The following is a 24,668-nucleotide window of genomic DNA, read 5'->3' as shown; positions in this document are numbered from 1 at the left end:
TGCCACATTCAAAATAGCTTCCGAGTCATTCTGCCGCAGTTATCCAGCCGCCTGGGGACGCCGCGCTTCTTCCGGGCGGACCAACCTCCAATCCAGCCCCTCGAACAGGGCTGCGAACATCGCCGGCGATATCCGTATCACGCCGTCTGCGATCGTTGGCCAAACGAACTTGCAACCTTCAAGACGCTTGTGCACCAACACCAGACCCGTTCGATCCCAGACCAAAATCTTGATCCGGTCCGCTCGTTTCGATCGGAACACGAAGGCTGCGCCGCTGAACGGGTCGAGACGAAGCATCTCCTGCACCTTCGCCGCAAGCCCATCGTGGCCACAGCGGAAGTCGATCGGCCGCGTCGCGATGTAAATCTTCAGATCGGCACCGGCCGCGATCATCGTGACGCTCGCATCGCGCGGATCACACGGGACAGCTGCTCGCCATCTATGGCTGTGTCCGTCCGCAGCACGACATCGCCGATCGCGATCTCGAGCTTGATCGCCGGAACCTGACGCTCCTCCAACGCACCTTCCACGACCAGCGGCGCGAATGTCGGCTGCGATGCCTCGCGCGGCGGCAACATGCCTCGCTGTCGAAACCGCCGCCGCCAATCGTAGATCTGCCAGCGCGTCGCTCCGTGCTTGCGCGCCACCTCGGACACCTGGGCACCGGGTAACAGACTCTCGGCGACGATCCGAGCTCTCTCGGCTTCCGAACGTACGCGGCGCCCCGATGGTCCTTCAAGAACCTCCAGCCGGCTCACCGACCCCCTCGTTGAGCCGTCCAAATGGACGTCCTTTTTGCTGTCCAATCCCATCCCAAACCTCCGTCCAAGCCGGAGGCTTCTTTCGCACGTTCATTCGAATTCTGAAGCAAGGGTATCGGCTTCGCGCTTACGAATGATCTCGAATCGCACCGCCTTTTCCGGGGGGATCATCAAAACGGCCCCCTGACTCGAACCCCGACTTTCAACACGGCTGTCCTCGCGACGCGAGGCGCCTTGGTCACGGTCCATGAAGCCGCACTCCCGTTTGGATAGCGAGACTAATACGCGGCGCGAACGAAGCGCTATAATCGTGCGACGAATGCCCATTTTCGGTCGGATAAGTCCAGGGGTGCGACCGCTAAGTCATTGATTTTTTCTCAACCCGGCGCTGTCTCTTAATCAGCGGGTCCTCGGAATTCATGCGACAAGCTTCGGGATTTCGTGCTCGATCAATCGCAAGAAATGAGTACGGCGAGCCCCTACAACCATCGATTCTTGAGCTACCAGCGACGGCGCTCCCGAAGGGGCGCCGTTCGCATTTTGGGCCCCATTTCGCAGCGATCGGGTGTTGCGCCTCCCCGCAACCAAGTTCGGACCTTACCGGTCCCGATCCGAAAATGGCCCGCTTCACGCGGGCCATTTTTGTTTTGGCCGCGCTCCGGTGGAAACGTCGGTCGCACCTTGCGCAAGAGTGGGGAACGGCTCACTCCGGATAGCTAAGGATCATTTTCAGCAGCTTCGGAAACCGCGCATTGATGTCCTCCTCGCGTAGGACATTGCGGTGCTGGACGCCTTGCTTTGAGGTCCGGATCAGGCCGGCCTCGCGCAGGATGCGAAAATGGTTCGACAGAGTCGACTTCGCCATGTCAGGGCAGGGCGCCGCCTCGGTGCACGACATGCAATCACTCTGTGCGGCCAGGCTTTTGACGATCCGCAGCCGCATAGGGTCCGCGAGCGCTCCCAGCACCCCAGCCAGTGAAATCTCGCTCCGCGATGGGTGAACGAACTGCACCATGCACAAAATATAGCACCTCCCTTGAACTCATTCAATAGTTCACTAATATTGAACTATTGAATATCGGCGTCGCGCCGGATGATGGAGAATGTGATGACCAAGAGACTCGAAGGAAAAGTTGCGCTCGTGACCGGCGCATCCAAAGGCATCGGTGCCGAAATCGCCGCGCGGCTCGCGGCCGAGGGCGCGGCGGTCGCCGTCAACTACAGCTCCAGCAAGCAGGCCGCCGACCGCGTCGTCGCCGCCATTGTCGCCAAGGGTGGCAAAGCCGTCGCGGTCCACGGCAATCTGGCCGATGCCAAGGACGTGAAAAGTGTAGTCGCGGAAACCGTGAAGGCGCTCGGTGCGATCGACATCCTCGTCAACAACGCGGGCGTTTACGAGTTCGCGCCGCTCGAGGCCATCACGCCGGAGCATTTCCACAAGCAGTTCGATCTCAATGTGCTGGGCCTCCTCCTGGTCTCAGGAGAGGCGGCGCGGCACTTCAACGCCAATGGCGGAAGCATCATCAACATCAGCTCCGCGGCGTCGACTCTCGCGCCGCCGAACGGCGCCGTCTACTCCGCCACCAAAGCATCGGTGGATGCGATCTCCGCCGTGCTGGCCAAGGAACTGGCGCCGCGCAAGATCCGCGTCAACGCCGTCAATCCCGGCATGATCGTCACCGAGGGGGTCGTGTCCGCCGGCCTGCACGAGGGCGACATGCGAAACTGGATCGAATCCACCACTCCGCTTGGCCGAGTCGGCAAGGTCGAGGAGATCGCTGCCGCGGTGGCCTTCTTCGCTTCGGACGACGCATCCTACGTCACGGGCGAGACGCTTCACGTCGCCGGCGGCCTTCGCTGAATTTGTTGGTTTACAGAAGGAAATGGCACGCCTTGCGCGCGCCATTTTTTGTTTTGGGGCGTCCTCGATCATGCATGTCCTGCTTGGCTGAGCTTGGGTTCGTTCGGACCATGCCGAAGCGCGTCCCGTCGCCGTCGGTGGAGCTGCCAAGCGTAAGCGCGATCAGCCCAGAGCATGCCATCCGGGAAGGAACCCAGGATGGCGCCGGGCGTCAACACGAGGACACCGGGCCCGTCCGGTGCTCGCTTGTTGGCTTGCCGTCGTTCGGAAGGAGAGGGCCAATGCAGTTCGAGGATTTCGACGCCGCCGATGTTCAGGCGGACGAGGCCCGGATCTTCATCCGTCGGGCCGGTTCGGGGCCGGCCGTTCTCCTGTTGCACGGATTTCCGCAGACGCATCTGATGTGGCGAGACGTTGCGCCGTTGCTCGCGCAAAACTTCACCGTGGTCTGCGCCGATCTTCGCGGATATGGCCGGAGCGATTGTCCTCCCTCCAGTCCGGACCATGCGCCATATGCAAAACGAGCAATGGCAAACGACATGGTGTCCGTCATGACGAAACTCGGCTTCGACCGTTTCTCGGTCGCGGGCCATGATCGTGGCGGCCGTGTCGCCTTTCGGCTCGCGCTTGATCACCGCGAACGCGTGCAGCGGCTTGCCGTCCTGGATGTCGTTCCTATTGCCGACGCCTGGGAGCGCGCCGACAAGAACCTGACGGTCGGCTATTGGCCGTGGTCGTTGCTTGCGCAGCCTGAACCTCTTCCCGAGCGGTTATTGTCGGCAGCCCCCGACGCCATCATCGACAATGCGCTGCATGGCTGGGGGTCTTCGGCCGGCAGCTTCAGTCCGGCGGTGCGAGCAGCCTATATCGACGCGTTGAGCGATGAGGCGCATGTTCACGCGATCTGCGAGGAATATCGTGCGGCCGCGACACTCGATCACGCGCACGATGTGGCGGACCGTCGTTCCGGCCGCCGAATTGACTGCCCTGTGCTCGTGCTCTGGAGCGGTCGCGGCCCCCTCAACGCGTGGTATGCGAGCGAGGGCGGCCCCTTGGGGCTCTGGCGGGCGTGGGCAGATGACATCGACGGAAAGCCGCTTGATGGCGGGCACTTCTTCCCGGAGGAGCTTCCGCAGCAGACTGCGTACGAGCTGAACCGGTTTTTTGGAGGCGGTGGATAGGACCAGCGTCTTGGCAGTGCTGCTTCCTTCGACAGCACGGTCTTGGCAAGCGCGAGGGCTGCCCCCTTGGGGCGAACGGCGATCGGAAGCAAACATTACGCCCGCGCCAGTCGCGCGGGCGTGATGCGTCTTGCGTACTACAGAATGCGTCAGGATCTGTGCGGACAGACCATCGTCAGATTGAGCAGCGTCGGCTTGTCCGAGCCCTTCTTGTAGTCCCACTCCAGCCGGATCTCGTGCCGGTGCGCGAAAGCGTCGCTGGCTTCGTGGGTGATGATCTTCGTCTTCATCGGGATTGGCGGCTCGGAGTTGAAGCATTTCCGGACGCAGGCATCGAGCAGATCGCATCGCGTCAGCGGAATGACGCCCGGCTCATCCCTGGACAGGGGGACTGTGTTCGGCTGGGTGCTGAGGTCGACGCGGGCCCGGCCCTTTTCCTTGTGCCAGTACTTGGCGCTGCCCTGCGGCCAGTTCGATGCCGGGTTCAGAATCAAATGGTACTGGCCGTATTCCAAGGTCGGCAGGTCGATGTCCTCGGACTCCTTGAGCTTCGCGACGCTCTTCTTCATGTTCGCCAAAGGATAGTAATTGCTATTCATCAAGTCTCGAAATGCCTTGCCGCTATATACCAGTCCGGCCATCGCCTCTTTCCTTCATATGTCTGTTTGTCAAAATCTCTGGTGCGGTGGCCGAAAATACGCGTCACGCTACGGCCGATCACGCTGTTTGTTGTGCGCCCTCAACGCTACCACTCAGGAATGTATTTCGTCCAGAGAGCCTCCATCCCGTAACGTCGCCTATGTCGCAAGCCCAATTGCCATGCACTTTCCTATAGGTATTGTTGGGTCGAACGCCTCGCGGGGATTGGGGTGAGGCTGCCGAGGCAGTGGTTGAAGGCGCTGGAATGCATTGCTTCGCTTGTCAGTCGGCGATTGGTCCGGGCGACCGCTGGTGCTCCAAATGCGGAGCGGCGGTGCGCCAGCCCGTCGACCCCGACAGCGAACGACGCTTTGTGACGATTCTGCGTGCCGACGTCGTCGATTCCACAGGTCTTGTTGCCGAACTGGAGCCGGAGGCGGCGGTGTCGCGCCTCGAGCCTGCTCTTGCGGCGATGAGAGGCGCGGTGCGCCAGTTCGGCGGCATCGTCAGCAAGGAGTTGGGTGACGGGTTGGCCGCCGTCTTCGGCGCCCCGATCGCCGACGACAACCACGCGCCCTTAGCCTGCCACGCGGCCATCGAGCTGGTCCGGCGTGTTGGCAGTCTGGGCGATCCAGGACTTCAAGTCCGGGTCGGCCTGCACTCGGGTCATGTGGTGGCCTACATGGTCGCGAGCGAATTTTCCAAGGTCTACGAGATCGGCGGCGCAGCCCAGCACCTCGCGGCTCGGCTGGAGACGGCAGCCGAGGCGAACCAGATCTATGTCTCCGAAGCCTGCCAGGAGCTGGCGGACGGACACGTCCGCTTTGAATTCCTTGGCCGCAAGGCGCTCCGTGGTTTCGGCGAGCCCCTGCCTGTCTACCGGGTGATGGGTGCGAGTGATCTGTCGAGCTGGCGGGTCCGACGTGCGCGGAGCGTTTCCAGATTCGTCGACCGCACGACGGAGCGGGCGTTGTTGTGGCGCGCTGCGGATAGGGTTGCTGCCGGCCGGCAGACGGTTCTGCTGATGGGTGACGCCGGCATTGGCAAGTCTCGGCTTGCGCATGAATTCGCGCAGGACCTCCGGGCTGGCGGCTGGCGGCTGATCGATGTCGAGTGCAGCCCAAATCTCCAGGGTGCGCCGTACAGCGCGCTCAAGCGCCTGTTGCTCTCGATCCTCGATACGTCAGCAAGAGATCAGACCAAGACGGATGATCCCAGAGACGAATTGCCGGTGGTGCAACAGCGGGCTCTCGACGCGATCCTGGATTTGCCGGTTTCCGATCCGCAATGGGATGAATTGGAGCCTCACGCGCGCGGTCGTGCGATTTCAGACGCAAGCTGTGCGATCATCGAGAGCGTCGCCCGTCGTCAGCGTACGATCCTTTTGATTGAGGACCTGCACTGGATGGATCGGGCCAGCGATGCGGTCGTCGCGACCCTTTCGGGGCTGCAATGCCCTGATTTGCTTGTGCTGCTGACGACGCGGCCCAATGGAATGCCGGTGTGGATCGCGAGCTGCCGCGCGGAAATCGTGGCGATGCGGCCTCTCGATGACAATTCGGGGCTGGCCATGCTCGCGGACATGCTTGGTCCCGCCACGACCAACGAAGACCTGAAGAATCGGATCATCTCTCATACGGCCAACGTTCCGCTGTTCATTGAGGAGGTCTGCCGCAGTTTGAAGGACAGCGGCATGCTTCTTGGCCAGTGGGGCGACCTTTCCCTTGCGCGTCCTGTGGACGAACTCGGCATCCCCAGCAGCATTCAGGGTGTGATCGCGGCGCGGCTGGATCGTGTGTCACGACAGGAACGATCGCTTCTCCAGATCGCCGCGGCGCTTGGACCCCGGGCCGACCAGGCCACACTGCGAAGAGTAGCGGCCGTGCCGGAAGACGTCCTGCAGGATTGCCTCACCGCGCTCGACCGGGCCGAGTTGCTCGTCAGGATCGACAGTGAGTTGGAGGATTCGCTCGAGTTCCGGCACGAGATGGTCAGGCAGGTGACCTACGATTCGATGGTCGAGAAGGTGCGGGAAAGCATCCATGCCAGCATTCTGGCGGCTCTCGAGACCGACGAGGCGTGGACCGACGGTCCGGATACGCTCTGCTATCACGCGACCCGAGCGAAGGATTGGCGGAAGGCTTTTCAGCATGGCAGGAGCGCGGCTCGAAAATGTCTGGTGCGCTCGGCCTTTGCCGAAGCGGTCGATTATTTCGAGATCGCGATGGGTTCTCTCGACAAGATCCCGGTGACGCACGCGCGCGAAACGGACGCCATCGACCTGCGGATGGAGGCGCGATTGGCCTTTGCCGGGTCGGGGCGTGTCGCCGAAGCCCTGGATTTGGGGAGCGAGGCCGAACGGCGAGCCGATGCGATTGGCGATATTGAACGCAAGGTCGCGGCCATGACCATGAGAGCGGGTGCCCAGAATTTCTATGGAACGCCGGTTGAAGCTGTCACGATCGGGGAAGATGTGGTGCATCTGGCGGAAAGCTCGGGAAATCCCGCTTGGCGTAATCTCGCGCAATACAGTCTCGGGCAGGCCTATTTTCTTTCCGGCCGCTACGATCGCGCCGAGAAGATGCTGGCCACCGCCCGCGTCCACCTTGCGGGTCTGACCGCGAGTGCTCCGATCGGCACGACCCCACGATCTTTGCTCCTGCTTTGCTGCATGATGAACAGCGTCACTCACACGGTGATGGGCCAGATCGATGCCGCCGAGCAGCTCCAGCAGCAAGCCGCAGCGATCGCGGAGGAGACCGGCCGCCCCTACGACCGCGTCGCCGCGGCCTATAGCGGCGGCTGGCTGATGCTCGGCCGCGGCGAGCCGGCGGCGGCCGCGGCCATTCTCGAGAATGGTTTTGTCCTGGCGCAGAAGCACGGCATCCGGCTGTTCGTGCCGGTGCTCGCCTGCCATCTCGGCATGGCCTATCTGGAGCAGGGGCTGTTTGACCGGGCGCGCGGCATGCTGACGGAAGCGCGTGAGGAAGCGAAGGCGGTCGGCTATACCTCGGCGGTGCTTCGCAGCTCGATCTACCTGGCGCTCGCCACCCACCGTCTCGGCGACGTCCAGGCCGCGCAGAACATGCTGCGCGAAGCGCGCAACACCGCGCGGCAACAGGGGTTCTCCGGCCTGGAGGCGGAGGCGCTGTTCGGCGAGGCCGTGGTGACGCCGCCGTCGGATCCGGAGGCCAGGGCGGCGATCCTGAGCGCCCTGCGCGCGACCATCGCGATCGCCGCCGAGAGCGGCGCGCTGCCGCTGCGCCACAAGGCCGAGGCGATGCTCAACGAGATGCAGGCGACGGGTGACGAGCTCAGCTGACGGCAGCGGCGGCCGGGCCGCTATCGGGGCCGAAATCTGCCCGACGCGTCAAATAAATTAAGCAGGCGCCGCAAGGAGTTAGCTACTGTGCATGGGGTTGTTTTCGCCCTTTATCTTGAAGGGCCCTTCATGGTGCAGCGCGGAGGACGGCACGCTTGTGCCGCCCGCTCCGATGACTATGCCCTTGCGCGCGCAGCAAGGTCGGCTACCGTCGGCCCTGGCCACACGGCCAGGCGACTTTTGATTTCAATTTTTTAGCATCCGATTTTGCGGCGCCGCGACGGCGCGACGCCCACCGAACGAGGCGGGGCCATGATCACACGGGACCAGTCAGCGCTGCTCGCGCCGGTCGAGCGGGATTTGCGACTCGATCTCTTCCGCGGCATCGGTCTGTGGATGATCTTCCTCGACCACATTCCGCACGACGTCGTGGCTTGGCTGACCTTGCGCAATTACGGCTTCAGCGACGCCGCCGAATTCTTCGTCTTCATCTCCGGTTATCTAGTCGGCTGGATCTACGGGCCGATCGTCGCTGGCGGCTGGTTTCTCGCCGCGCTGAAGCGGCTGTGGCGGCGCGCGGTCGAGATGTACGTCGCCCACATCATGCTGTTCCTGCTGTTCACGGCGCAGATCGCCCGCACCGCGCGCCGCTTCGACAATCCGATGTACGAGCACGAGTTCAACGTGTTCAATTTCCTGTCGCATCCGGACGAGCTGATCGGGCAGGCGATCCTCCTGAAGTACAAGCCGGTCAATCTCGACGTGCTGCCGCTCTACATCACGCTCGTTTTCGCCTCGCCTTTCATCGTGTGGTGCCTGGTGCGCCGGCCGAACCTGACGCTCGCCGCATCCGTGGTGCTCTACGTGCTGGCGCGCTGGTTCGACTGGAACGTCGCCTCCTATCCGCCCGGCACGCACTGGTACTTCAACCCGTTCTGCTGGCAGCTGATGTTCGTGTTCGCAGCCTGGTGCGGCATCGGCCAGATCGACAAGATCGCGAGATGGGTGTGGTCCAGGGCGGCGATGGCGCTGGCCGCGGCCTGGCTCGCCTTCGCGCTGCTGATCGTGATGACCTGGCACGTCCCCGCGCTCGATGCCCTGACCCCGAAATGGATGATCAAGGCGATCTACCCGATCGACAAGACCGACCTCGACATGCTGCGCTTCACGCATTTCCTGGCGCTGGCGATCTGGGTGACTCACCTCATCTCGCGCAAATGGCGGACCCTGCACGGGGCCTGGCTGCGCCCTGTGATCCTCTGCGGCCAGCATTCGCTGCCGATCTTCTGCCTTGGCGTCTTCCTGTCGTTCTCGGCGCACTGGATCCTGACGCAATACACCAAGGGCGTCTGGGAGCAGCTCGCGGTCTCCGTCGTCGGCATCGTCATCATGATCGCAGCCGCCTGGCTGCTCGACCGGACCGAACGGGTGCCGAACCTGTTCGTGAAGGTGACGGAGATCGAGGAGGCCGACACCGTCCTGGAAAGCGCGCCTGCGGACAGGTCTGCCGTGGCGCCCGCGGGTCGTTGAGTATCGCCGGCCTGCATTTTCGCGGAGAGATCCAACGGAGGGGTTTATGTCCAGACTTGTGTTGACGATCGCCGGCACACTCCTGCTCCTGATCTCGGGTGCATCGGCGCAAGCGCCCTCGCCGGAGGCGATGAGCGCGGCGCGCAAGCTCGTGGTCACCTTGAAGATCGCGGATCAGTATCGCGCGCTGTTGCCGCAGCTCCTGCTCAAGCTGAGGCCCTGGGTCGCGCAGGACAGGCCGGAGATCGAGCGCGATTATGACGCGGTGACGGCACCCGGCTCCGAGATCTACACCCCGGCCCTCACCTCAATGATCGACCAGGTCGCCGCTCTCTATGCGCAGAGCTTCAGCATTGACGAGCTGCGCCAGATCGAGGCTTTCTATGTCCAGCCAGCCGGGAAGAAGCTTCTGGAGAAGTCGGATGCGCTGGCGCAGGCCAGCGCGCAGATCGGTCAGGACGTCGGTCAGAAGACGGCCGACGAGTTGAAGCAGCGCCTCATCGAGGCGCTGCGACAGAAGGGGCACAAGCTCTGAGCCTGTACCGACAGCGCTAGCGAACCTGCGCCTTGTCCGTCCTGTTGGCTCACTTCACAAGAGGGCAGCCGCCGTCCTTCAGGGGCCGGAAGGCCTGGTCGGCAGGGACTTCGGCGAGCAGCTTGTAATAGTCCCACGGGCCTTTGGACTCCTCGGGCTTCTTCACCTGGAACAGATACATGCTGTGCACCATGCGGCCGTCTTCGCGTAAGCTGCCGTTGTCGGTGAAGGCATCCTTCACCGGCAGCTCGCGCATCTTGGCCATCACGGTCTTGGTGTCCTTTGTGCCAGCGGCCTGCACCGCCTTCAGGTAGTGCAGCGTCGCGCTGTAGGTCGCCGCCTGGTTCATCGTCGGCATGCGCTTGACGCGCTCCATGAAACGCTTGCCGAAAGCGCGGGTCTTCTCGTTGAGGTCCCAGTAATAGGCCTCGGTGATGATCAGTCCCTGCGCGAGCTTCAGCCCTAAGCTGTGCACGTCGGAGATGAACATCACGATCGCAGCCAGGTTCTGGCCGCCGGCGACGATGCCGAACTCACCGGCCTGCTTGATCGCATTGATGGTGTCGCCACCGCCGTTCGCCAGCCCGATGATCTTGGACTTCGAGGCCTGGGCCTGCAGCAGGAATGAGGAGAAGTCCGCGGTGTTGAGCGGATGCTTGACGCTGCCGAGCACCTTTCCGCCGGCCGCCTTCACCACGTCGGAGGTGTCGCGCTCGACTGAATGACCGAACACGTAGTCCGCCGTGAGGAAGAACCAGCTATCGCCGCCGTTCTTGACGATGGCGCTGCCGACCGTGTGCGCGTTGGCGTAGGTGTCGTAGGTCCAGTGCGCGGTGTAGGGCGAGCAGGACTTTCCGGTAATGTCGGAGCTTGCCGCATCCGTCACGATCATGATCTTCTCATACTGCTTCGACAGCTCCATCACTGCAAGCGCAGTGGCCGAGGTCGGCAGGTCGATGATCATGTCGACGCCCTCGGTCTCCCACCACTTTCGCGCGATGGTGGAGGCGACATCGGGCTTGTTCAGCACGTCGGCGCTGACCATGTCGATCGGCTTGCCGAACATCTGCCCGCCGAAATCCTCGATCGCCATTTTGGTGGCCTCGACATTCCCCTGGCCTCCGATGTCGGAATAGACCGAGGAGAAGTCGGAGAGCACGCCGATCTTGAGCGGCGCCTGCTGGGCGAGAGACGGGCTGATCACAAACGCAGTCAATCCGGCCGCTAGGGCGGCACGCATAATCCGGCACATGGCATTTCCCCAAACTCTATCGTTGGCGCACGAGGCTAGATTTGCCTCCCTCAAGCGTCAACTCTTGCGTAACGGCGCCGCGCTCGCTGGCTGATTTGACGCGGCCGGTTGCCCCGACTAGCTTTTGCAAAGAACAAGACGCGCGTGAATGCAATGGCCTGACCTGTGCTCAGGGCGGCACTCACGCAATGAGAAAATTCAGGGGAACGGAAATGACCGGCGACACCGCAGCGACCATCTCGAAGGCCCGCGAGCATTCCATCGGCGACCTCCTGCGCCGTGCGGCGGGTCGCGATCCGGGCAAGCTCGGGGTGAGCTGCGGCAATGTGAGCTGGACTTTTGCCGAGATGGACGCGATCTGCAATCGGCTCGGCCGTGGCCTGGTTGGCCTCGGCGTGAAAAAGGGGGACCGCCTCGCCGTGCTCTCGCGCAATTCGCATGCCTTTGCGGCGCTCCGGTTCGCGGTGGCCCGGATCGGTGCGGTGCTGGTGCCGATCAACTTCATGCTCAATCCGGACGAGATCAATTTCATCCTGAAGAGCTCCGGCGCAAAGCTGCTCGCGGCCGGCCCTGATTTCGTCGAGCCCGCGCGCGCGGCCAGCGCCAGGGATTGCGCGGTCGAGAAGATGATCTGGCTGCCGGGTGAGGATCCCGCCACCGCGCCCGCTAGCCTCACCACCTTCGACGATCTCCTCAGCTCCGACGGCTCGTATCTCGATGCGTCCGTCGACAGCCGCGATCTCGCGCAGATCGTCTATACCAGCGGCACGGAGTCGCTGCCCAAAGGCGCGATGCTGACCCATGACGCGGTGATGTGGCAGTATGTCAGCTGCATCATCGACGGCGGCATGAGCGTGGACGACAAATTCCTGCACGCGCTTCCGCTCTATCACTGCGCGCAGCTCGACGTGTTCCTGGGGCCGCAAATCTATCTCGGCGCCTCCGGTGTGATCACGGGCAAGCCTGCGGCCGACAATATTCTGACATTGATCCAGGCGCACAGGATCACATCGTTCTTTGCGCCGCCGACGATCTGGATCGCGATGCTGCGCTCGCCCAATTTCGACAAGACGGATTTGTCGACCTTGCAGAAGGGCTATTACGGCGCCTCGATCATGCCGGTGGAGGTGCTGCTCGAGCTCCAGCGCCGCCTGCCCAGCGTGAAGTTCTGGAATTTCTACGGCCAGACCGAGATCGCGCCGCTCGCGACCGTGCTGGGTCCTGCGGACCAACTGCGCAAGGCCGGCTCGGCGGGCAAGCCCGTGCTCAATGTCGAGACCCGCGTGGTCAACACTTCGATGGAGGATGTGAAGGTCGGCGAAGTCGGCGAGATCGTGCACCGCTCGCCGCATCTGCTCTCCGGCTATTACAACGATCCGGTCAAGACGGCGGCGGCGTTCTCCGGCGGCTGGTTTCACTCCGGCGATCTCGCCACCGTCGATGACGAGGGCCACATCACCGTGGTCGATCGCGTCAAGGACATGATCAAGACCGGTGGCGAGAACGTCGCGAGCCGCGAGGTCGAGGAGATGGTCTACCGCATCCCTGCCGTGTCGGAGGTTGCTGTGGTAGGCCTGCCCGATCCGCGCTGGATCGAGGCAGTGACTGCGATCGTCGTGGTCAAGAGCGGGGAGAAGCTCGACGAGGAGTCCGTCATCAAGCATTGCGCCGGCCAGATGGCGCATTTCAAGGTGCCCAAGCGCGTCATCTTCGTCGATGCCCTGCCCAAGAACCCGAGCGGCAAGCTGCTCAAGCGCGAGCTACGCCAGCGCTTCGTCGGCGGCGAGACGCTCGACAAGGCGATCCAGAAGAATTTTGGCACGTGAAGCTCGCGCCTCAATACTTCTTCACGTGGGCGCCGAACGCGAACCACAGCGCCATGGACGCGAGGCCGAAACCGCCGAGCAGCAGGAATGTCGGGCCGTAGCCGATCCATTGCGCGATCCAGCCGCCAAGCGCGGGGCTGAGGCTCGCGCCGACACCCTGCACGGTGATCACGGCACCCTGGCCGAGATTGATGCGGCCGGTGCCGTTGAGCGAGCGCGCGACCATGCCGGGGACGGCAACCGTCTGGAGTCCGGTGCCCAGGCCGTCGAGCACCTGCATCGGTACGACGCCCCACCATCCCGTGACGAAGAAGGCGAGCACGCCGCGGATGGGCAGGAACATGAAGGAGACAAGAATGATGGGCCAGTAGTTGCGCTTGCTCGCCGCCTTCATTGCGATCAGCGACGTGATGACCATGACGCCTTGTGCGATCACCACGATGGTCGCGACGAAGCTCGGGCCGTTGGCCTGGCCCTCGGCGACCGCCGCCAGGCCATAGAGCGGAACGATGGCGGCATTGCCGAGATGAAACAGCGCGAGCGCCAGTGCCAGCACCAGCAGCGCGCGGTGCTTGAGCAGCATCGTGAACGCGTCCGGCGCGCTGTCGGGATCGTCCTCCTTGCTGCCGCGCGCGGCGCGATCATCGATCGCCTTGGCCGGAATCATCATCACACAGGCGATCGCGATGGCGCCGAACACCGCCGCCAGCACGAACACCGAGACATAGCCGAACTTGTAACCGAGATAGCCCGACAGCGCGGCGCCGACCATGTTGCCGGCGTGGTTGAAGGCCTGGTTGCGGCCGTTGAGCGCGTTGAAGCCCTTCTGCTTGGCGATGCCGAGCGTGATGCCGGTGACCGCGGGCACGATCGCGGCGCTCGCCAGCGATTGTGCGATCTGCGAGAACGTCACCGCCCAGAAATTTTGCGAGATCAGGATGATCGCGGAGGCGAGCACCACGCAGATGCCGGGAATCACGACCCACATGCGCTTGTTGCGGCTGGCGTCGATGAAGCCGCCGATCGGCGTGGTGATCAGCATGCCCGCGACATTGCCGATCGTCATCGCGGTACCGATCAACCCGCTCGCCCAGCCGCGCTCCTGGAGGAAGACGCCGACGAAAGGGCCGATGCCCGACTGCATGTCGGCCATGAAGAAGTTGAGAGCGAACAGGGGCCAGATACGAGACGAGGAGGGGGACCGCGATGTCATCGATACCAAAACGTCGTCTCAGCCGGAATACGGCGGGTGGGACATAATCCTTTCAGCCAATCGTTCTGGCGCGGACGAGGCATTAACGAGTGCTGATCGGGTTGGTTCCAGCCCTTGCCCGGAGGCGGGCCTTGCAGTTACGGCCAGCAATTCCTTATTGACGTTGGATTGTCTCTGTTGGGAGTACGGCATGCCTCTCTGGACCTGCGAAACCTGCGGCGCGCAATTCCCGGATGGCGAAAATCCGCCCGCGGCCTGTCAGATTTGCGAGGACGAGCGGCAATACGTCGGTTGGAAGGGCCAGACTTTCCTCACGCGCGAGGCGCTCTCGGAACGTCACTGCCTGGCCTGGCGCGACGATCTCGGCTTGACCGGCATCGCGCTCGAGCCAAGTTTTGCGATCGGCCAGCGGGCGCTGCTGGTGCCGCTCGCGGACGGCTGGCTGATGTGGGACTGCGTACCGCTGGCGACGCCGGAGGCGATCGCGCATATGCGGTCGCTCGGCGGGTTGAAGGCGATCGCGATCTCGCATCCGCATTACTATGGCGCGCTCGCCGACTGGAGCGAGGCGTTCGGCGGGGTGCCGGTCTATTTGCACGCCGATGATCGCCAATGGGTGACGCGTCCGCATGCGTCGATCGTGCACTGGACCGGCGAAAACCATCGCATCTCCGACGATGTGCTGCTCCTGCGCACCGGTGGTCACTTCGCCGGCGCCACCATGCTGCACCATGCGAGGGGTGCGGACGGCAGGGGCGCGCTGCTCACCGGCGATATCGCGCAGGTCACGATGGATCGCCGCTTCGTCAGCTTCATGTACTCATATCCGAACTACATGCCACTCAATGCCGCCGCAGTGCGACGGATTGCGGCTGCCGTCGAGCCGCTGGCCTTCGATCGCATCTACGGCGCCTGGTGGGACCGCAACATCGCCGCAGGCGCCAAGGCCGCCTTCGCGGCCTCTGTCGCGCGCTACCTGGCCGCCATCGCCTGAGCCGGCTCGCGACGGGATTTATCTTGCTGATCCACAATAAATGGACTATAAGTACAGTTATTAAGCGTTACGCGACGATGCGTCTGCGGGACCGGCATGATCGATGCATCGCTGTTTCCGCGGCGCGCTCGCCGCGTGAGCGGGAGTTCGGTCCATGACGGCAGGGCGCGACTACGAGATCTTCGAGGCCGGCGACGTCACGCTCCGGTCCGGGGCCGTCGTCCCTTCGCTCAAGCTCGCCTACAAGACCTACGGCACGCTCGGTCCGGACAAGGACAATGTCATTCTCTATCCGACCTCGTTCAGCGCGCAGCACACCGACACCGAGTGGCTGATCGGCCCCGACGGCGTGCTCGACCCCACGCGCTACTTCATCGTGATTCCGAACCTGTTCGGCAACGGCCTGTCGTCCTCGCCGTCGAATACCGCCGCGCCGTTCCCGATCGTGAGCTATCACGATGCCATCGCGGTCCAGCATCGGCTGCTCACCGAGCGGTTCGGCATCTCGAAGCTAGCCTTGGTCTATGGCTGGTCGATGGGCGGCATGCAGGCCTATCACTGGGCGGCGCTGCATCCCGATATGGTCGAACGGGCGGCCGTCGTCTGCGGCAGTGCCCGTTGTGCGCCCTATAATTACGTCTTCCTGGAAAGTGTGAAGGCCGCGCTGACCGCCGATCCCGCCTTCCGTGACGGCCGCTTCGCCGAGAAGCCCGTCGCAGGCTATCGCGCCATGGGGCGAGTCTACGCGGGTTGGGCGATGTCGCACGGTTTCTATCGCGACGAGATCTGGCGCGAAGCAGGCTTCACCTCGTTGGACGACTATCTCGTCCGCACATGGGACGCGGCGTTTGCCCGGCGCGATGCCAACGATCTCCTGGCTCAGATCGGGATCTGGCAGAACGGAGATATCACTCGCTGCGCCACATTCAACGGCGATTTCGATCGCGCGCTCGGTGCGATCACGGCCCACATGCTGCTGATGCCCGGTGCGACCGACCGCTATTTCGACGTCCGCGACAACGAGGACGAACTCGGCCGGCTGGTCAATGCGCGCTCTGCGGTGCTGCATCCGATCCCGTCGCTGCACGGCCATCGCGCCGGCAACCCCATCAACAATCCGCGCGATCGGGCCTTCATCAAGGCCGAGATCGCGGAGCTTCTCGGCAAGTAGGGCAGGCATCCGATCATGAGCGACGCAACCGTTTCAGACTCCGGCCATCGGCTGAAGCCGTTGGCGCCGGCGATGCTGCGTGAACTGTCGGTGCGGTCCAACCTCAGGGGCGCCGTGCAGAGCCTCGGCCATTACGGCATGGTCGTACTGGTCGGCGCGCTGATCTGGCGGGTCTCGACGACCTGGGGTATCCTTTGGGCGTTGCCGCTGATGGCGGTGCAGGGCTATCTCGTCGCCTTCCTGTTCATGGCCGTGCACGAGACCGCGCACAAGACCGCGTTCAAAAGTCGCGGTCTCAACCTCGTGGTCGGCTATCTCTCGGGCTTCATCATCGGCTTGCCCTACGAATATTATTGCCTGTTTCACTGGGACCATCACCGCTACACCCAAGACCCCGAGAGGGACCCGGAGCTCGTCGTCGGCGTGAAGCCGAAATCCGACACGCAGCTCGCGCTCGCCTATAGCGGCGTGCTTCAGGTCGCCGGCCGCCTGTGGCTGATGCTCGGCCATGCCGTCACCGGCAAGGTCGTCGTGCCATGGATCCCCGAGAACAGGCGCGCCATCATCGTCACCGAGGCGCGCGCCTATGTCGCGCTCTATGCGCTGCTGCTCGTGCTGTCGTTGTGGTTCTCGTCGGCGCTGCTGCTCTGGGTCTGGATCGTGCCGTTGATCATTGGGCAGTTCTTCCTGCGTCCCTATCTCTACGCCGAGCACACCGGCTGCGAGCGTACCCGCAGCGCATTCCAGAACACCCGCACCACCTACACCGGCGCGATCGTCAAATGGATCGCGTGGAACATGCCCTACCATGTCGAGCATCACGCCTATCCCTCGATCCCGTTCCACGCACTGCCGAAGCTGAACGGGATCGTCGACGGCGAAATCGTCCATCGTGGCCGCGGCTACATCCGGACGACGCGCGAGACCTGGGCCTGGTTTCGGCGACATAGACAGGCCGGCTAGCGGAAGAAAAATCGACGCGCAAAGCCCCGATCGCGGTGCGATCGGGGCTTTGTCGTGAATGCGGGATATCAGTAGATCCCGTATGCGCAGACGTTCACGACGCGGACGCGCAGGCCGTGGCGGGTCTGGACGACGCGCTCCTGATAGCAATTGTTGACGCCGCTGTTGACGTAGACCCCGCCAAAGCCCCAGCCGTGACCCCAGTGATGGTGGAAGCCGTGGGCCGACGCGGCGGTGGGGGCGAGAGCGGCAACGCCGAGCGAGCCGGCGGCGATCAGACCAAGTGCAAGCTTACGAAACATTTTCATTCTCCAGTTTGGCGTAAGGGCCGTTGTTGTGTCCCTGCATCTCGGTCGAGCCGAAACGCGAATGCGTTCATGCAGCGCGGGGAGAATCGTGTTTCAGGAGTGTTTCGTCGGTCGCGGCGCGTCGCGCCGCCGTCCTGTTTTCCGCGCCGCGCGATAGCGCACAGCCATCGCCTCTGTCAGCTCGGCCATCTTCTCGCGCAGGTCGGCCGGCTCCAGCACTTCGGCCTCGGGCCCGAGCCGCAACAATTCGGCGGCGGCATGCCATGACGTCTTGCCGGTCGGCACTCTGGCAATGCGCCAGCCGTCCGCATCCGCGGTCTCTTCGAGCTGCGTACGCGCCCTGACGTAAGGCTGGCTCAGGGCATCGAGCAGTTTCACGCCGAAGGGCGACAGCCGAACGATCGCGACATTGGGATGCATCTCGGCCTCAAGACGCAGCGTTGCATCCCGCCAATAGCCGGCGAGATCGAAACCGGCGGGCCGCTCACACCGATCGTCGAGCGCGGTGCAGTCGAGCACGCGCGCGACGCGATAGGTCCGCACGCTGCCGTCGACCAGACCTGCGAGATACCAGCTGCCCCCTTTCAGCACGAGACCGAGCGGCGCGACGCGACGCTGCTTCTCGGCGCGCCAGCTCTGGTAGCGGATCTTGATCAGTGTCCCGCGCAGGGTCGCGGCGGCGATCGTGCGCAGATGCTTCGGTTCTTCCGCCTCGCCGAACCAGCCCGGCGCGTCGAGGTGAAAGCGCTCCTGCATCCGTCCGGCGTCTTCGCGCAAATTGGCGGGCAGCGCGGCCATCAGCTTGTTCTGTGCGGCGATCATCGCCGCATCCAGCCCGAACGCCGCCGCTGGGCCCGGCAATCCCCCCAGAAACAGCGCTTCCGCCTCGCTCTGCGACAGACCGTTCAGCCGCACGCGATAGCCGTCGAGCAGGCGATAGCCGCCCTCCGCCCCGCGGTCGGCATAGACGGGGACGCCGGACGCCGCGAGCGCGTCGATGTCGCGGTAGATCGTGCGCACCGAGACTTCGCAGGCCTGCGCGAGCTCGGGCGCGGTGACCTGCCCCTTGGCCTGGAGGGTGGTGAGGATCGACAGCATCCGGCTCGCGCGCATGATTCCTTAAACCATACCTGACACAGGATGTCAGGTATGGTCCGCTACAACGCCATCGCCAGCCGGCAGATGGAGACCGCCATGACTGATCCGAACCGCATCACGCTGTATTATTCGCCGCAAACCCGGGCCACCGGCACGCGGGTGCTGCTGGAGGAACTGGGAGCGCCTTATGATCTTCGTGTCCTCAACATGAAGGCCGGCGAGCAGCGCCAGCCGGCCTATCTCGCCATCAACCCGCTCGGCAAGGTGCCGGCGATCCACCACCGCAACGCGCTGGTGACCGAGCAGGTCGCGATCACCATCTATCTAGCCGATTTGTTTCCGCAGGCGGGGCTGACACCCGCGCTGAACGATCCGCTGCGCGGCCCGTATCTGCGCTGGATCGCCTATTACGGCGCCTCGTTCGAGCCGGCCCTGATCGACAAGTTCATGCAGCGCGAGCCGGCACCGATCACGCAATCGCCGTATGCCGACTATGACATCATGCTCGGCGCGCTCGAGGCGCAGCTGTCGAAGGGCCCGTATCTGCTCGGCGAGCGCATGACGGGCGCCGACGTGCTGTGGGGCGTCGCGTTCAGCTGGACCATGATGTTCGGCATTGTGCCGAAAAAGGACGTGTTCGTCCGCTATGCCGAACGCATGACCTCGCGGCCCGCGTTCCAGCGCATCAACGCAGCGGACGCTGAGATGGCGGCGCAGCATGCTGCGGCGGCTGGCGGTTGAATGAACCGGGGTTGCAGATGACGAAGCCGGTGCACACGACCAACTGCTTCAACACCTTCATCCAGGTTGCTGAAGATTGTCCTGCGCGTACCGGCGAAGAGCCGCCGCTGCGCGCGGGAAAGCCGACGGTGGCGTGCCTGCAATACGGGATGATCGCCAAGGCGCCTTACAAATACACGTCCGACGACGTGATCTTCGCGACCTCTGCGTCGGGACGCGAACTCGCCGTGAAGGCGACGAAAACGGAGAAGCAGGCGGCCCGCGAAGCGTTCTTCTCCCGAGGGCAGGCGTGCATGAGGGCGTCGAGCCTGGGCAAGCGCTTCGGCTGGGGCGTTCATGCCGATAGCAAGGGCCGGATCGCGATCTATCCCATCGAGAGCAAACACTACAAGGCGCTTGCCCGCGATCCCAGGCTCACGCAGGTGCGCGCGATGCGGTCGAAGCGGGCTTGATCAGAATTTCGGCGGTCGCTTCTCCGCGAACGCCTTGATGCCTTCCTTGATCTCGTCGCCGCGCATGCTGTCGCGGTGACGCTGATCGGCGGCTTGCGCGTCCAATTCGCCGCGGGCGAATTCGTTGATGGCGCGCTTCATGCCGCGCATCGCCTGCGGCGCGTTGCCGGCGAGGATCGCAGCGAGCCTGTCGACCTCCTCGTCCAGAAACTCCAACGCCACCATGTCGGTGAGATAGCCGATCCGCAGCATCTCCGGCGCGCTGATCTTTTGCGCGGTCAGGAACAGTTTTTTTGCATTGTCGACGCCGAGCCGCGTCACGTAACGCTTGATGCCGCTGCTGTAGTAATGCAGCCCGAGCCGTGCCGCGGGCATGAACATCTCGGCGGTATCGACGCCGATGCGGAAGTCGCAGGCAAGCGCGAGGTCGGTCGCGCCGCCATAGACGCCGCCGTTGAGCCGGCAGATCGTGGGGACGCCGAGATCCTCCAGCCGGTTGACGACCACCTCGAACGCCGATCCCGCGCTCTGCTGCTCGTTCGCACTGACCGCGCGCTCGGCAACGGAATTGAGGTCATAGCCGGCGGAGAAGGCGCGCCCCGTGCCGGTCAGCACCAGCACGCGGATAGCAGGATCGGCCTCGACCCGGTCGAACAGTTTGACCAGTTCGCCGAGATCCTCGGCCTGGAGCCGGTTGAGATGTTTGGGCCGGTTGAGGCGGATGGTGGCGCGTGCGCCAACGAGTTCGAGCACCGGGCCAGTGGCTGCGTCGGCTGTGTCCGACATTCTTGTCTCCATTTATTTTGCTTGTCGCCATTTATTTGTTTTCGAGCGTGCGCCGCTTCGCCTCGGCATCGATGGTCTCGGCGAGATCGGGATGCCGCGCCATCAGCACGCGGAAGTCGACGAGGTCGAGCACAAGAAGCCGCGACACCTTGGTGGTCGAGACGTTGGCGCCGCGCAAATTGTTGCCGAGCAAGGCCATCTCGCCGAAGAAGGCGCCATCGCCGAGCCGCACCTTCTTGCCGGGCAGGTCGACCTCGACCTCGCCGGCGGCGATGAAATACATGCAGTCGCCCTGCGCACCCTTGCGGATGATCATGGTGCGCGCCGGCAGCTCCATGGTGCGCAGCATGTGGGTGACGTCGGCGATGGCGGCCGGTCCAAGCGCTGCAAAGAACGGCACCTTGCTGACGGATTCCCAGGTCTTGAGGAAATTGTCGCGCCGGGTCTCCGCGGCAAAGCCGGTCGCCAAAATGCCGGTCCAGAGGCCGAACACACCGAGGCCGGAGATCATCACCAGCGCCGCCACCATGCGGCCCAGCGGCGTCACCGGCACCACGTCGCCATAGCCCGTCGTCGTCAGGGTTGCGACGGCCCACCACAGCGCGGCCGGCACGCTGCCGAACGTCTGCGGCTGCACGTCCCGCTCCAGGAAATATTCGGCAACCGAGGCCAGGAAGACCACCATCAGGAAGATCACGAGCACGCTGACCAGCGGCCCCGATTCCAGCACCAGCACGCGGCGGAGCTGCCGCAGGCCGGGAATGCCCGGCACCACCTTCAGCACCCAGAGCACGCTGAGCAGCCACGCCGTCCTGGGCTCGATCCCGAGAATCAGCGCGGCCGGCACGGCCAACGCACCGACCGCGTCGACCAGCCCGGCGGAGGAGGACATGTAGAGTGCAAGGCGCCCCTGTCGCGTCATATGGCGCAGCCGGACCACCCATTCGTATACGAAGTACACGAGACAGGTCCAAAGCAGGGCGTCGACCCAGCGATGTGCCGTCTCATAGGCCGGGTTGACCGTCAGGAGCACCATGGCAAGCACGCCGACGGCGACGGCCACATAGGCCGCCCTGGTCATGTTGCGGCCGGCCGTGGCGGCCGCGAACTGGGCCAGAGCGGAGATCAGCGGCTTGGACATGCGAGCAGGCGGCTCAGTTTCGTCTTTGCGGTCCCCGGCTGGAACCTCGCTGCCAAAGTGCCTGCCCGGCTCGAGGCCGTCAACGACGGTCCGCCGGACCACGCGCCGCTACTTGAAATGCGGCGGTTCGTCGTAGCCGCGACGGCTGCTGAAGAACAGCAGCACCATCAAGCCGATGCCGACAAGAACGGAAAAACCGGCCCCCAACGCCAGCGCCACGTAGCCTTCCGTCGGGATCGGCTCGCCCTCGACCGCCATCGCGGAATAAACGAAATAGCCAACCGCGGCCAACATTCCCAGCAGGAAGATGATGAGGAGTGCACGCATGGCGCGGTCTCCGGTTGATCCGAGAACAAACGGTTGTGGACAGGGACGGTTCCCGGCCTAGGGCCCCCGGTCGCTCGAAGACGTGCCGGCAAGGCGTCGCCGTAGGTCCTCAAATTGATGGGTCAGGCACTCTGAGCTGTCTTCACCACCACGACATTGCTCTCGTCGTGCTGGGAAGGGGCCACATCCTGAGCGGCCTTCTCGCCCGCGCCCGCATGGCGCTTGAGATAGTCGCGGCGCATGCCGATCTCGTCGCGGACGAATTCGTAGCCGAGCTTGAAGGTGTCGAGCCCGTCGGTACTGATCGTGCCGTCTCTGAGGCCGATGACGGCGCCGCGTAAAATGCCTTCCAGCTCGTCCTGGAGACATTCGAGCTGGTCGAGCGAATGCGCATGTTCGATCCGCTCGCCGATGTCGAGGATGGCGGTGGCCAGCTCGCTGGCCTTCTCCGGCGCGATCCGGGTGATCTTGGCGTAGATCGCGGCGAAGATCGAGCCGATGACGCTGAGCGCGGCAGCGCCGAGATACATCAGGTCGCTGTACTTATCCATGAACGACTTGGTGTCGTCGTTGATGTAGTCGGCCGCCCCTTGATGCGCCATCACGAAGGCGTCCTTCTCGACGGAGGCGGGCTCGATCCTAGTGGCAAAGCCGCTGTCGAGCCCGAGCGCGGACTTGTTCTCGTAGACGGTGCGCGCGAGCTCCCCGGCCGCCGTCGGCGACATCCTGGATTGGGCGACCAGCAACCATTCGAGCCCGATCGTGTCGAGATCGTCGCCGGGAATTTCCGGCGATGCAGACAGCGTGCCCGCCGTCAGCGTCTCGCTGGAAATGCCGGGGATCTTGCGCGCCTGCGCTTTCGCCTCGTCGATCGCGTTCAGCGTGAAGCCGCCGCGCCTGGCGACCTGCTCATACGCCTTGTCCCGCACCGCCCGCGAGGCGTGGACGATGGCGACGACTGCGCCAAAGCCGCTCGCCGGCGCGAACAGCTTGTCGAGTGTAGCGCCCTGTGGCGCCATCCGGATCCTCCCCGCGTCCGCACCCTCCGGAACGTCGAGGATACCGCGGACGAAGACGAGCGCGGAGTCGTTGTCGGCGACGACGGCGACCTTCTTCTTCTTCAGCTCGGCGAGCGACTTGATCTTCTTGTTTCCGGGCCCGAGCAGCAGCACGATATCGTGCTCGAGGATCGCGAGCGTGCGTGCCCGCAGCGGCACCTTGGCGTCGGTGCGCAGCACCGCGAGGTCGGCCTGCTTGCGATCGAACTGGGCGATCGCCTTGGCGTTGTCGGCGTTGTTGACGATCTTGATCCGGAAGCGCGAGGCGTTGTTCTTCAGGACGGCGGCGAGCTTGGCTGCGAACAGCGCCTCGTCGCTGTTGGGGGCGCCGACCGCAAAGGTCAGCGTCTCCGAATTGTGCACCAGCATGCGGCCGCCCCAGACGGTGGCAAGCGACAACAGCAGGGTCAGCACGACGTAGAGGAAGACCTGCTGCTGATTGGTCTTGATCACCTTGGGTCGCCGGGGCGGTGGCTCGATCGGCGATGAGGTCGGGCCCTCAGTACTCATGGCAGCACTCTGGCCTTATGCTTCCGGTGGCGGGCGGCTTGCGGATGTGATCGCTGCGGTCGCCCTGTAATTCGTAAACGTCTGAAAAAAGAACGATATTCTCTACTGACGATGGTAGCGCGCAGGCCGCGGAATGCAAATTCCGAGCCGAAGGTAACCTTACTCAACTCGGCTCCGGCGATTGGTCATCCTATCACCAGTTAGCCACAGTTGGCGATTTTCCGGTTCCCCCCGGCTGCATTCCGCCGCGGGAGGTGTCATAAATCGCAAGTCCCGGCGATTTGACCGGTCCAGGAAGAGATTGCGCTGAACGCTCCAATTCTTCTTGTCACGTCAACGAGGGCGCCTTGTCGTTTCCACCTCTGTCATCGGCGGTTCCGGTCGAAGCCCTCATTGGTTGGATGTTGCTGCTGACGTTCAAGCACATCATCGCCGATTTCGTCCTCCAGACCGCCTGGATGGCGCACGGCAAGGACCAGAAGCACGGCTGGGCCCTGCCGCTCCTGGTGCACTGCCTGGTTCACCTTGCGGTTGCGCTGCCGCTGATCCTGATCGTGGCGCCGAAATTCTGGTTTGTGGCGCTGATCGACTTCGTCATCCACATCACGATCGACCGCGCCAAGGGCCTCGTCTCAGCCAATTTCGGTGTCGATCTTGCGCATCCCTGGTTCTGGACCCTGATCGGTGTCGACCAGGCCCTGCACCATCTGACTGGCTTCGGCCTCTCCATCTTCATGGCGGCGAACTGACCGCTGGCGGCCTCGGCGCGTAGGTGGTCGTCCATCGGCATCCACAAGAGGTCGTCATGCCCGGGCTTGTCCCGGGCATCCACGTTCTTCGCGCCTCTCGGCTTTCCGTGGATGGCCGGGACAAGCCCGGCCATGACGCGTGGAGGCGTTCGCGCCTGACTCATCGGCTCAGATAGCGCGGCTGGATCCCCGCCCAGCCCATTGATTCGCGGCCCACGCGCAAGGACCCCCGGGTGACTACCGGGCAGCG

Annotated in this window: 25 protein-coding genes; 12 read left to right on the top strand and 13 right to left on the bottom strand. The window is 63.8% G+C overall.

Annotated features, from left to right (window positions below):
• Positions 1-39: 39 nt before the first annotated feature.
• From tnpB to IVB07_RS34470, 4 genes are all read right to left on the bottom strand, one after another.
• Positions 40-393, bottom strand: coding sequence for an IS66 family insertion sequence element accessory protein TnpB (tnpB, locus tag IVB07_RS34485; RefSeq protein WP_007601228.1), 354 nt, complete (start codon positions 391-393; stop codon positions 40-42).
• A complete protein-coding gene (locus IVB07_RS34480; protein ID WP_247294210.1) occupies positions 390-758 on the bottom strand; it encodes a transposase in 369 nt (122 codons plus the stop codon). The genes tnpB and IVB07_RS34480 overlap by 4 nt, the downstream gene beginning before the upstream one ends.
• A 93-nt stretch (positions 759-851) precedes the next feature.
• Positions 852-1,010, bottom strand: a complete 159-nt coding sequence (locus tag IVB07_RS34475) for a hypothetical protein (protein WP_157643104.1) — start codon at positions 1,008-1,010, stop codon at positions 852-854.
• A 454-nt stretch (positions 1,011-1,464) separates the two neighbouring features.
• Entirely contained in the window at positions 1,465-1,776 is a 312-nt protein-coding gene (locus tag IVB07_RS34470) for a helix-turn-helix domain-containing protein (RefSeq protein ID WP_026233807.1), read from the bottom strand.
• A gap of 93 nt (positions 1,777-1,869) precedes the next feature.
• Between IVB07_RS34470 and IVB07_RS34465 the strand changes: the two genes are divergently transcribed.
• Positions 1,870-2,622 (top strand): glucose 1-dehydrogenase, encoded by a 753-nt coding sequence (locus IVB07_RS34465; protein ID WP_026233808.1) that lies wholly within the window; start codon positions 1,870-1,872, stop codon positions 2,620-2,622.
• Positions 2,623-2,903: 281 nt separating this feature from the next.
• The gene (locus IVB07_RS34460; protein WP_018459437.1) at positions 2,904-3,803 is read left to right on the top strand and encodes an alpha/beta hydrolase; all 900 of its coding nucleotides are present in this window, start codon (positions 2,904-2,906) and stop codon (positions 3,801-3,803) included.
• Positions 3,804-3,952: 149 nt separating this feature from the next.
• On the opposite strand, the gene IVB07_RS34455 is transcribed toward IVB07_RS34460, so the two are convergent.
• Positions 3,953-4,444, bottom strand: coding sequence for a hypothetical protein (locus tag IVB07_RS34455; protein ID WP_018459438.1), 492 nt, complete (start codon positions 4,442-4,444; stop codon positions 3,953-3,955).
• Positions 4,445-4,707: 263 nt separating this feature from the next.
• Here IVB07_RS34455 and IVB07_RS34450 point away from each other — a divergent pair, with 263 nt between their 5' ends.
• The 3 genes from IVB07_RS34450 (at position 4,708) to IVB07_RS34440 (ending at position 9,829) form a co-directional block, all read left to right on the top strand.
• Positions 4,708-7,764, top strand: a complete 3,057-nt coding sequence (locus IVB07_RS34450; protein WP_026233809.1) for an adenylate/guanylate cyclase domain-containing protein — start codon at positions 4,708-4,710, stop codon at positions 7,762-7,764.
• Positions 7,765-8,076: 312 nt separating this feature from the next.
• On the top strand, positions 8,077-9,294 hold the full coding sequence (locus IVB07_RS34445) for an OpgC domain-containing protein (protein ID WP_026233810.1): 1,218 nt from the start codon (positions 8,077-8,079) through the stop codon (positions 9,292-9,294).
• 46 nt (positions 9,295-9,340) lie between these two features.
• A complete protein-coding gene (locus IVB07_RS34440) occupies positions 9,341-9,829 on the top strand; it encodes a DUF2059 domain-containing protein (protein ID WP_026233811.1) in 489 nt (162 codons plus the stop codon).
• Between the two features lie 49 nt (positions 9,830-9,878).
• Here IVB07_RS34440 and IVB07_RS34435 read toward each other — a convergent pair whose 3' ends face one another.
• Entirely contained in the window at positions 9,879-11,081 is a 1,203-nt protein-coding gene (locus IVB07_RS34435) for an ABC transporter substrate-binding protein (protein ID WP_026233812.1), read from the bottom strand.
• Between the two features lie 212 nt (positions 11,082-11,293).
• Here IVB07_RS34435 and IVB07_RS34430 point away from each other — a divergent pair, with 212 nt between their 5' ends.
• Positions 11,294-12,907, top strand: coding sequence for an acyl-CoA synthetase (locus tag IVB07_RS34430; protein WP_018459443.1), 1,614 nt, complete (start codon positions 11,294-11,296; stop codon positions 12,905-12,907).
• Positions 12,908-12,917: 10 nt separating this feature from the next.
• Here IVB07_RS34430 and IVB07_RS34425 read toward each other — a convergent pair whose 3' ends face one another.
• On the bottom strand, positions 12,918-14,120 hold the full coding sequence (locus IVB07_RS34425; RefSeq protein WP_026233813.1) for an MFS transporter: 1,203 nt from the start codon (positions 14,118-14,120) through the stop codon (positions 12,918-12,920).
• A gap of 190 nt (positions 14,121-14,310) precedes the next feature.
• On the opposite strand from IVB07_RS34425, the gene IVB07_RS34420 reads away from it, so the two are divergent.
• From IVB07_RS34420 to IVB07_RS34410, 3 genes are all read left to right on the top strand, one after another.
• Entirely contained in the window at positions 14,311-15,114 is an 804-nt protein-coding gene (locus IVB07_RS34420; RefSeq protein ID WP_018459445.1) for a hypothetical protein, read from the top strand.
• A gap of 154 nt (positions 15,115-15,268) precedes the next feature.
• Positions 15,269-16,285, top strand: a complete 1,017-nt coding sequence (locus IVB07_RS34415) for an alpha/beta fold hydrolase (RefSeq protein WP_247767403.1) — start codon at positions 15,269-15,271, stop codon at positions 16,283-16,285.
• Positions 16,286-16,300: 15 nt separating this feature from the next.
• A complete protein-coding gene (locus IVB07_RS34410; protein WP_018459447.1) occupies positions 16,301-17,248 on the top strand; it encodes a fatty acid desaturase in 948 nt (315 codons plus the stop codon).
• A gap of 68 nt (positions 17,249-17,316) precedes the next feature.
• On the opposite strand, the gene IVB07_RS34405 is transcribed toward IVB07_RS34410, so the two are convergent.
• Positions 17,317-17,550 (bottom strand): hypothetical protein, encoded by a 234-nt coding sequence (locus IVB07_RS34405; protein WP_018459448.1) that lies wholly within the window; start codon positions 17,548-17,550, stop codon positions 17,317-17,319.
• Positions 17,551-17,649: 99 nt separating this feature from the next.
• Positions 17,650-18,669, bottom strand: coding sequence for a YafY family protein (locus tag IVB07_RS34400; protein WP_085361649.1), 1,020 nt, complete (start codon positions 18,667-18,669; stop codon positions 17,650-17,652).
• A gap of 81 nt (positions 18,670-18,750) precedes the next feature.
• Here IVB07_RS34400 and IVB07_RS34395 point away from each other — a divergent pair, with 81 nt between their 5' ends.
• Positions 18,751-19,395 (top strand): glutathione S-transferase family protein, encoded by a 645-nt coding sequence (locus IVB07_RS34395; RefSeq protein WP_026233814.1) that lies wholly within the window; start codon positions 18,751-18,753, stop codon positions 19,393-19,395.
• Between the two features lie 17 nt (positions 19,396-19,412).
• Entirely contained in the window at positions 19,413-19,847 is a 435-nt protein-coding gene (locus IVB07_RS34390; RefSeq protein WP_018459450.1) for a DUF6157 family protein, read from the top strand.
• Here the strand turns inward: IVB07_RS34390 and IVB07_RS34385 are convergent, their stop codons facing one another.
• The 4 genes from IVB07_RS34385 to IVB07_RS34370 form a co-directional block, all read right to left on the bottom strand.
• The gene (locus IVB07_RS34385; protein WP_018459451.1) at positions 19,848-20,633 is read right to left on the bottom strand and encodes an enoyl-CoA hydratase/isomerase family protein; all 786 of its coding nucleotides are present in this window, start codon (positions 20,631-20,633) and stop codon (positions 19,848-19,850) included.
• 31 nt (positions 20,634-20,664) lie between these two features.
• On the bottom strand, positions 20,665-21,774 hold the full coding sequence (locus IVB07_RS34380; RefSeq protein WP_026233815.1) for a cyclic nucleotide-gated ion channel: 1,110 nt from the start codon (positions 21,772-21,774) through the stop codon (positions 20,665-20,667).
• A 108-nt stretch (positions 21,775-21,882) separates the two neighbouring features.
• Positions 21,883-22,101, bottom strand: coding sequence for a hypothetical protein (locus IVB07_RS34375; RefSeq protein WP_018459453.1), 219 nt, complete (start codon positions 22,099-22,101; stop codon positions 21,883-21,885).
• A gap of 122 nt (positions 22,102-22,223) precedes the next feature.
• Positions 22,224-23,669: a TAXI family TRAP transporter solute-binding subunit gene (locus tag IVB07_RS34370; protein ID WP_247364145.1), complete on the bottom strand. Its 1,446-nt coding sequence runs from the start codon at positions 23,667-23,669 to the stop codon at positions 22,224-22,226.
• A gap of 401 nt (positions 23,670-24,070) precedes the next feature.
• Between IVB07_RS34370 and IVB07_RS34365 the strand changes: the two genes are divergently transcribed.
• Entirely contained in the window at positions 24,071-24,418 is a 348-nt protein-coding gene (locus IVB07_RS34365) for a DUF3307 domain-containing protein (protein ID WP_018458457.1), read from the top strand.
• The last annotated feature ends 250 nt before the right edge of the window (positions 24,419-24,668 follow it).

The sequence above is a fragment of the Bradyrhizobium sp. 172 genome, assembly GCF_023101065.1.
Taxonomy (GTDB): Bacteria; Pseudomonadota; Alphaproteobacteria; order Rhizobiales; family Xanthobacteraceae; genus Bradyrhizobium; species Bradyrhizobium canariense_D.
The sequence above is the reverse complement of the archived record's forward strand: the minus strand, read 5'-3'. Positions and strand labels throughout refer to the sequence as shown.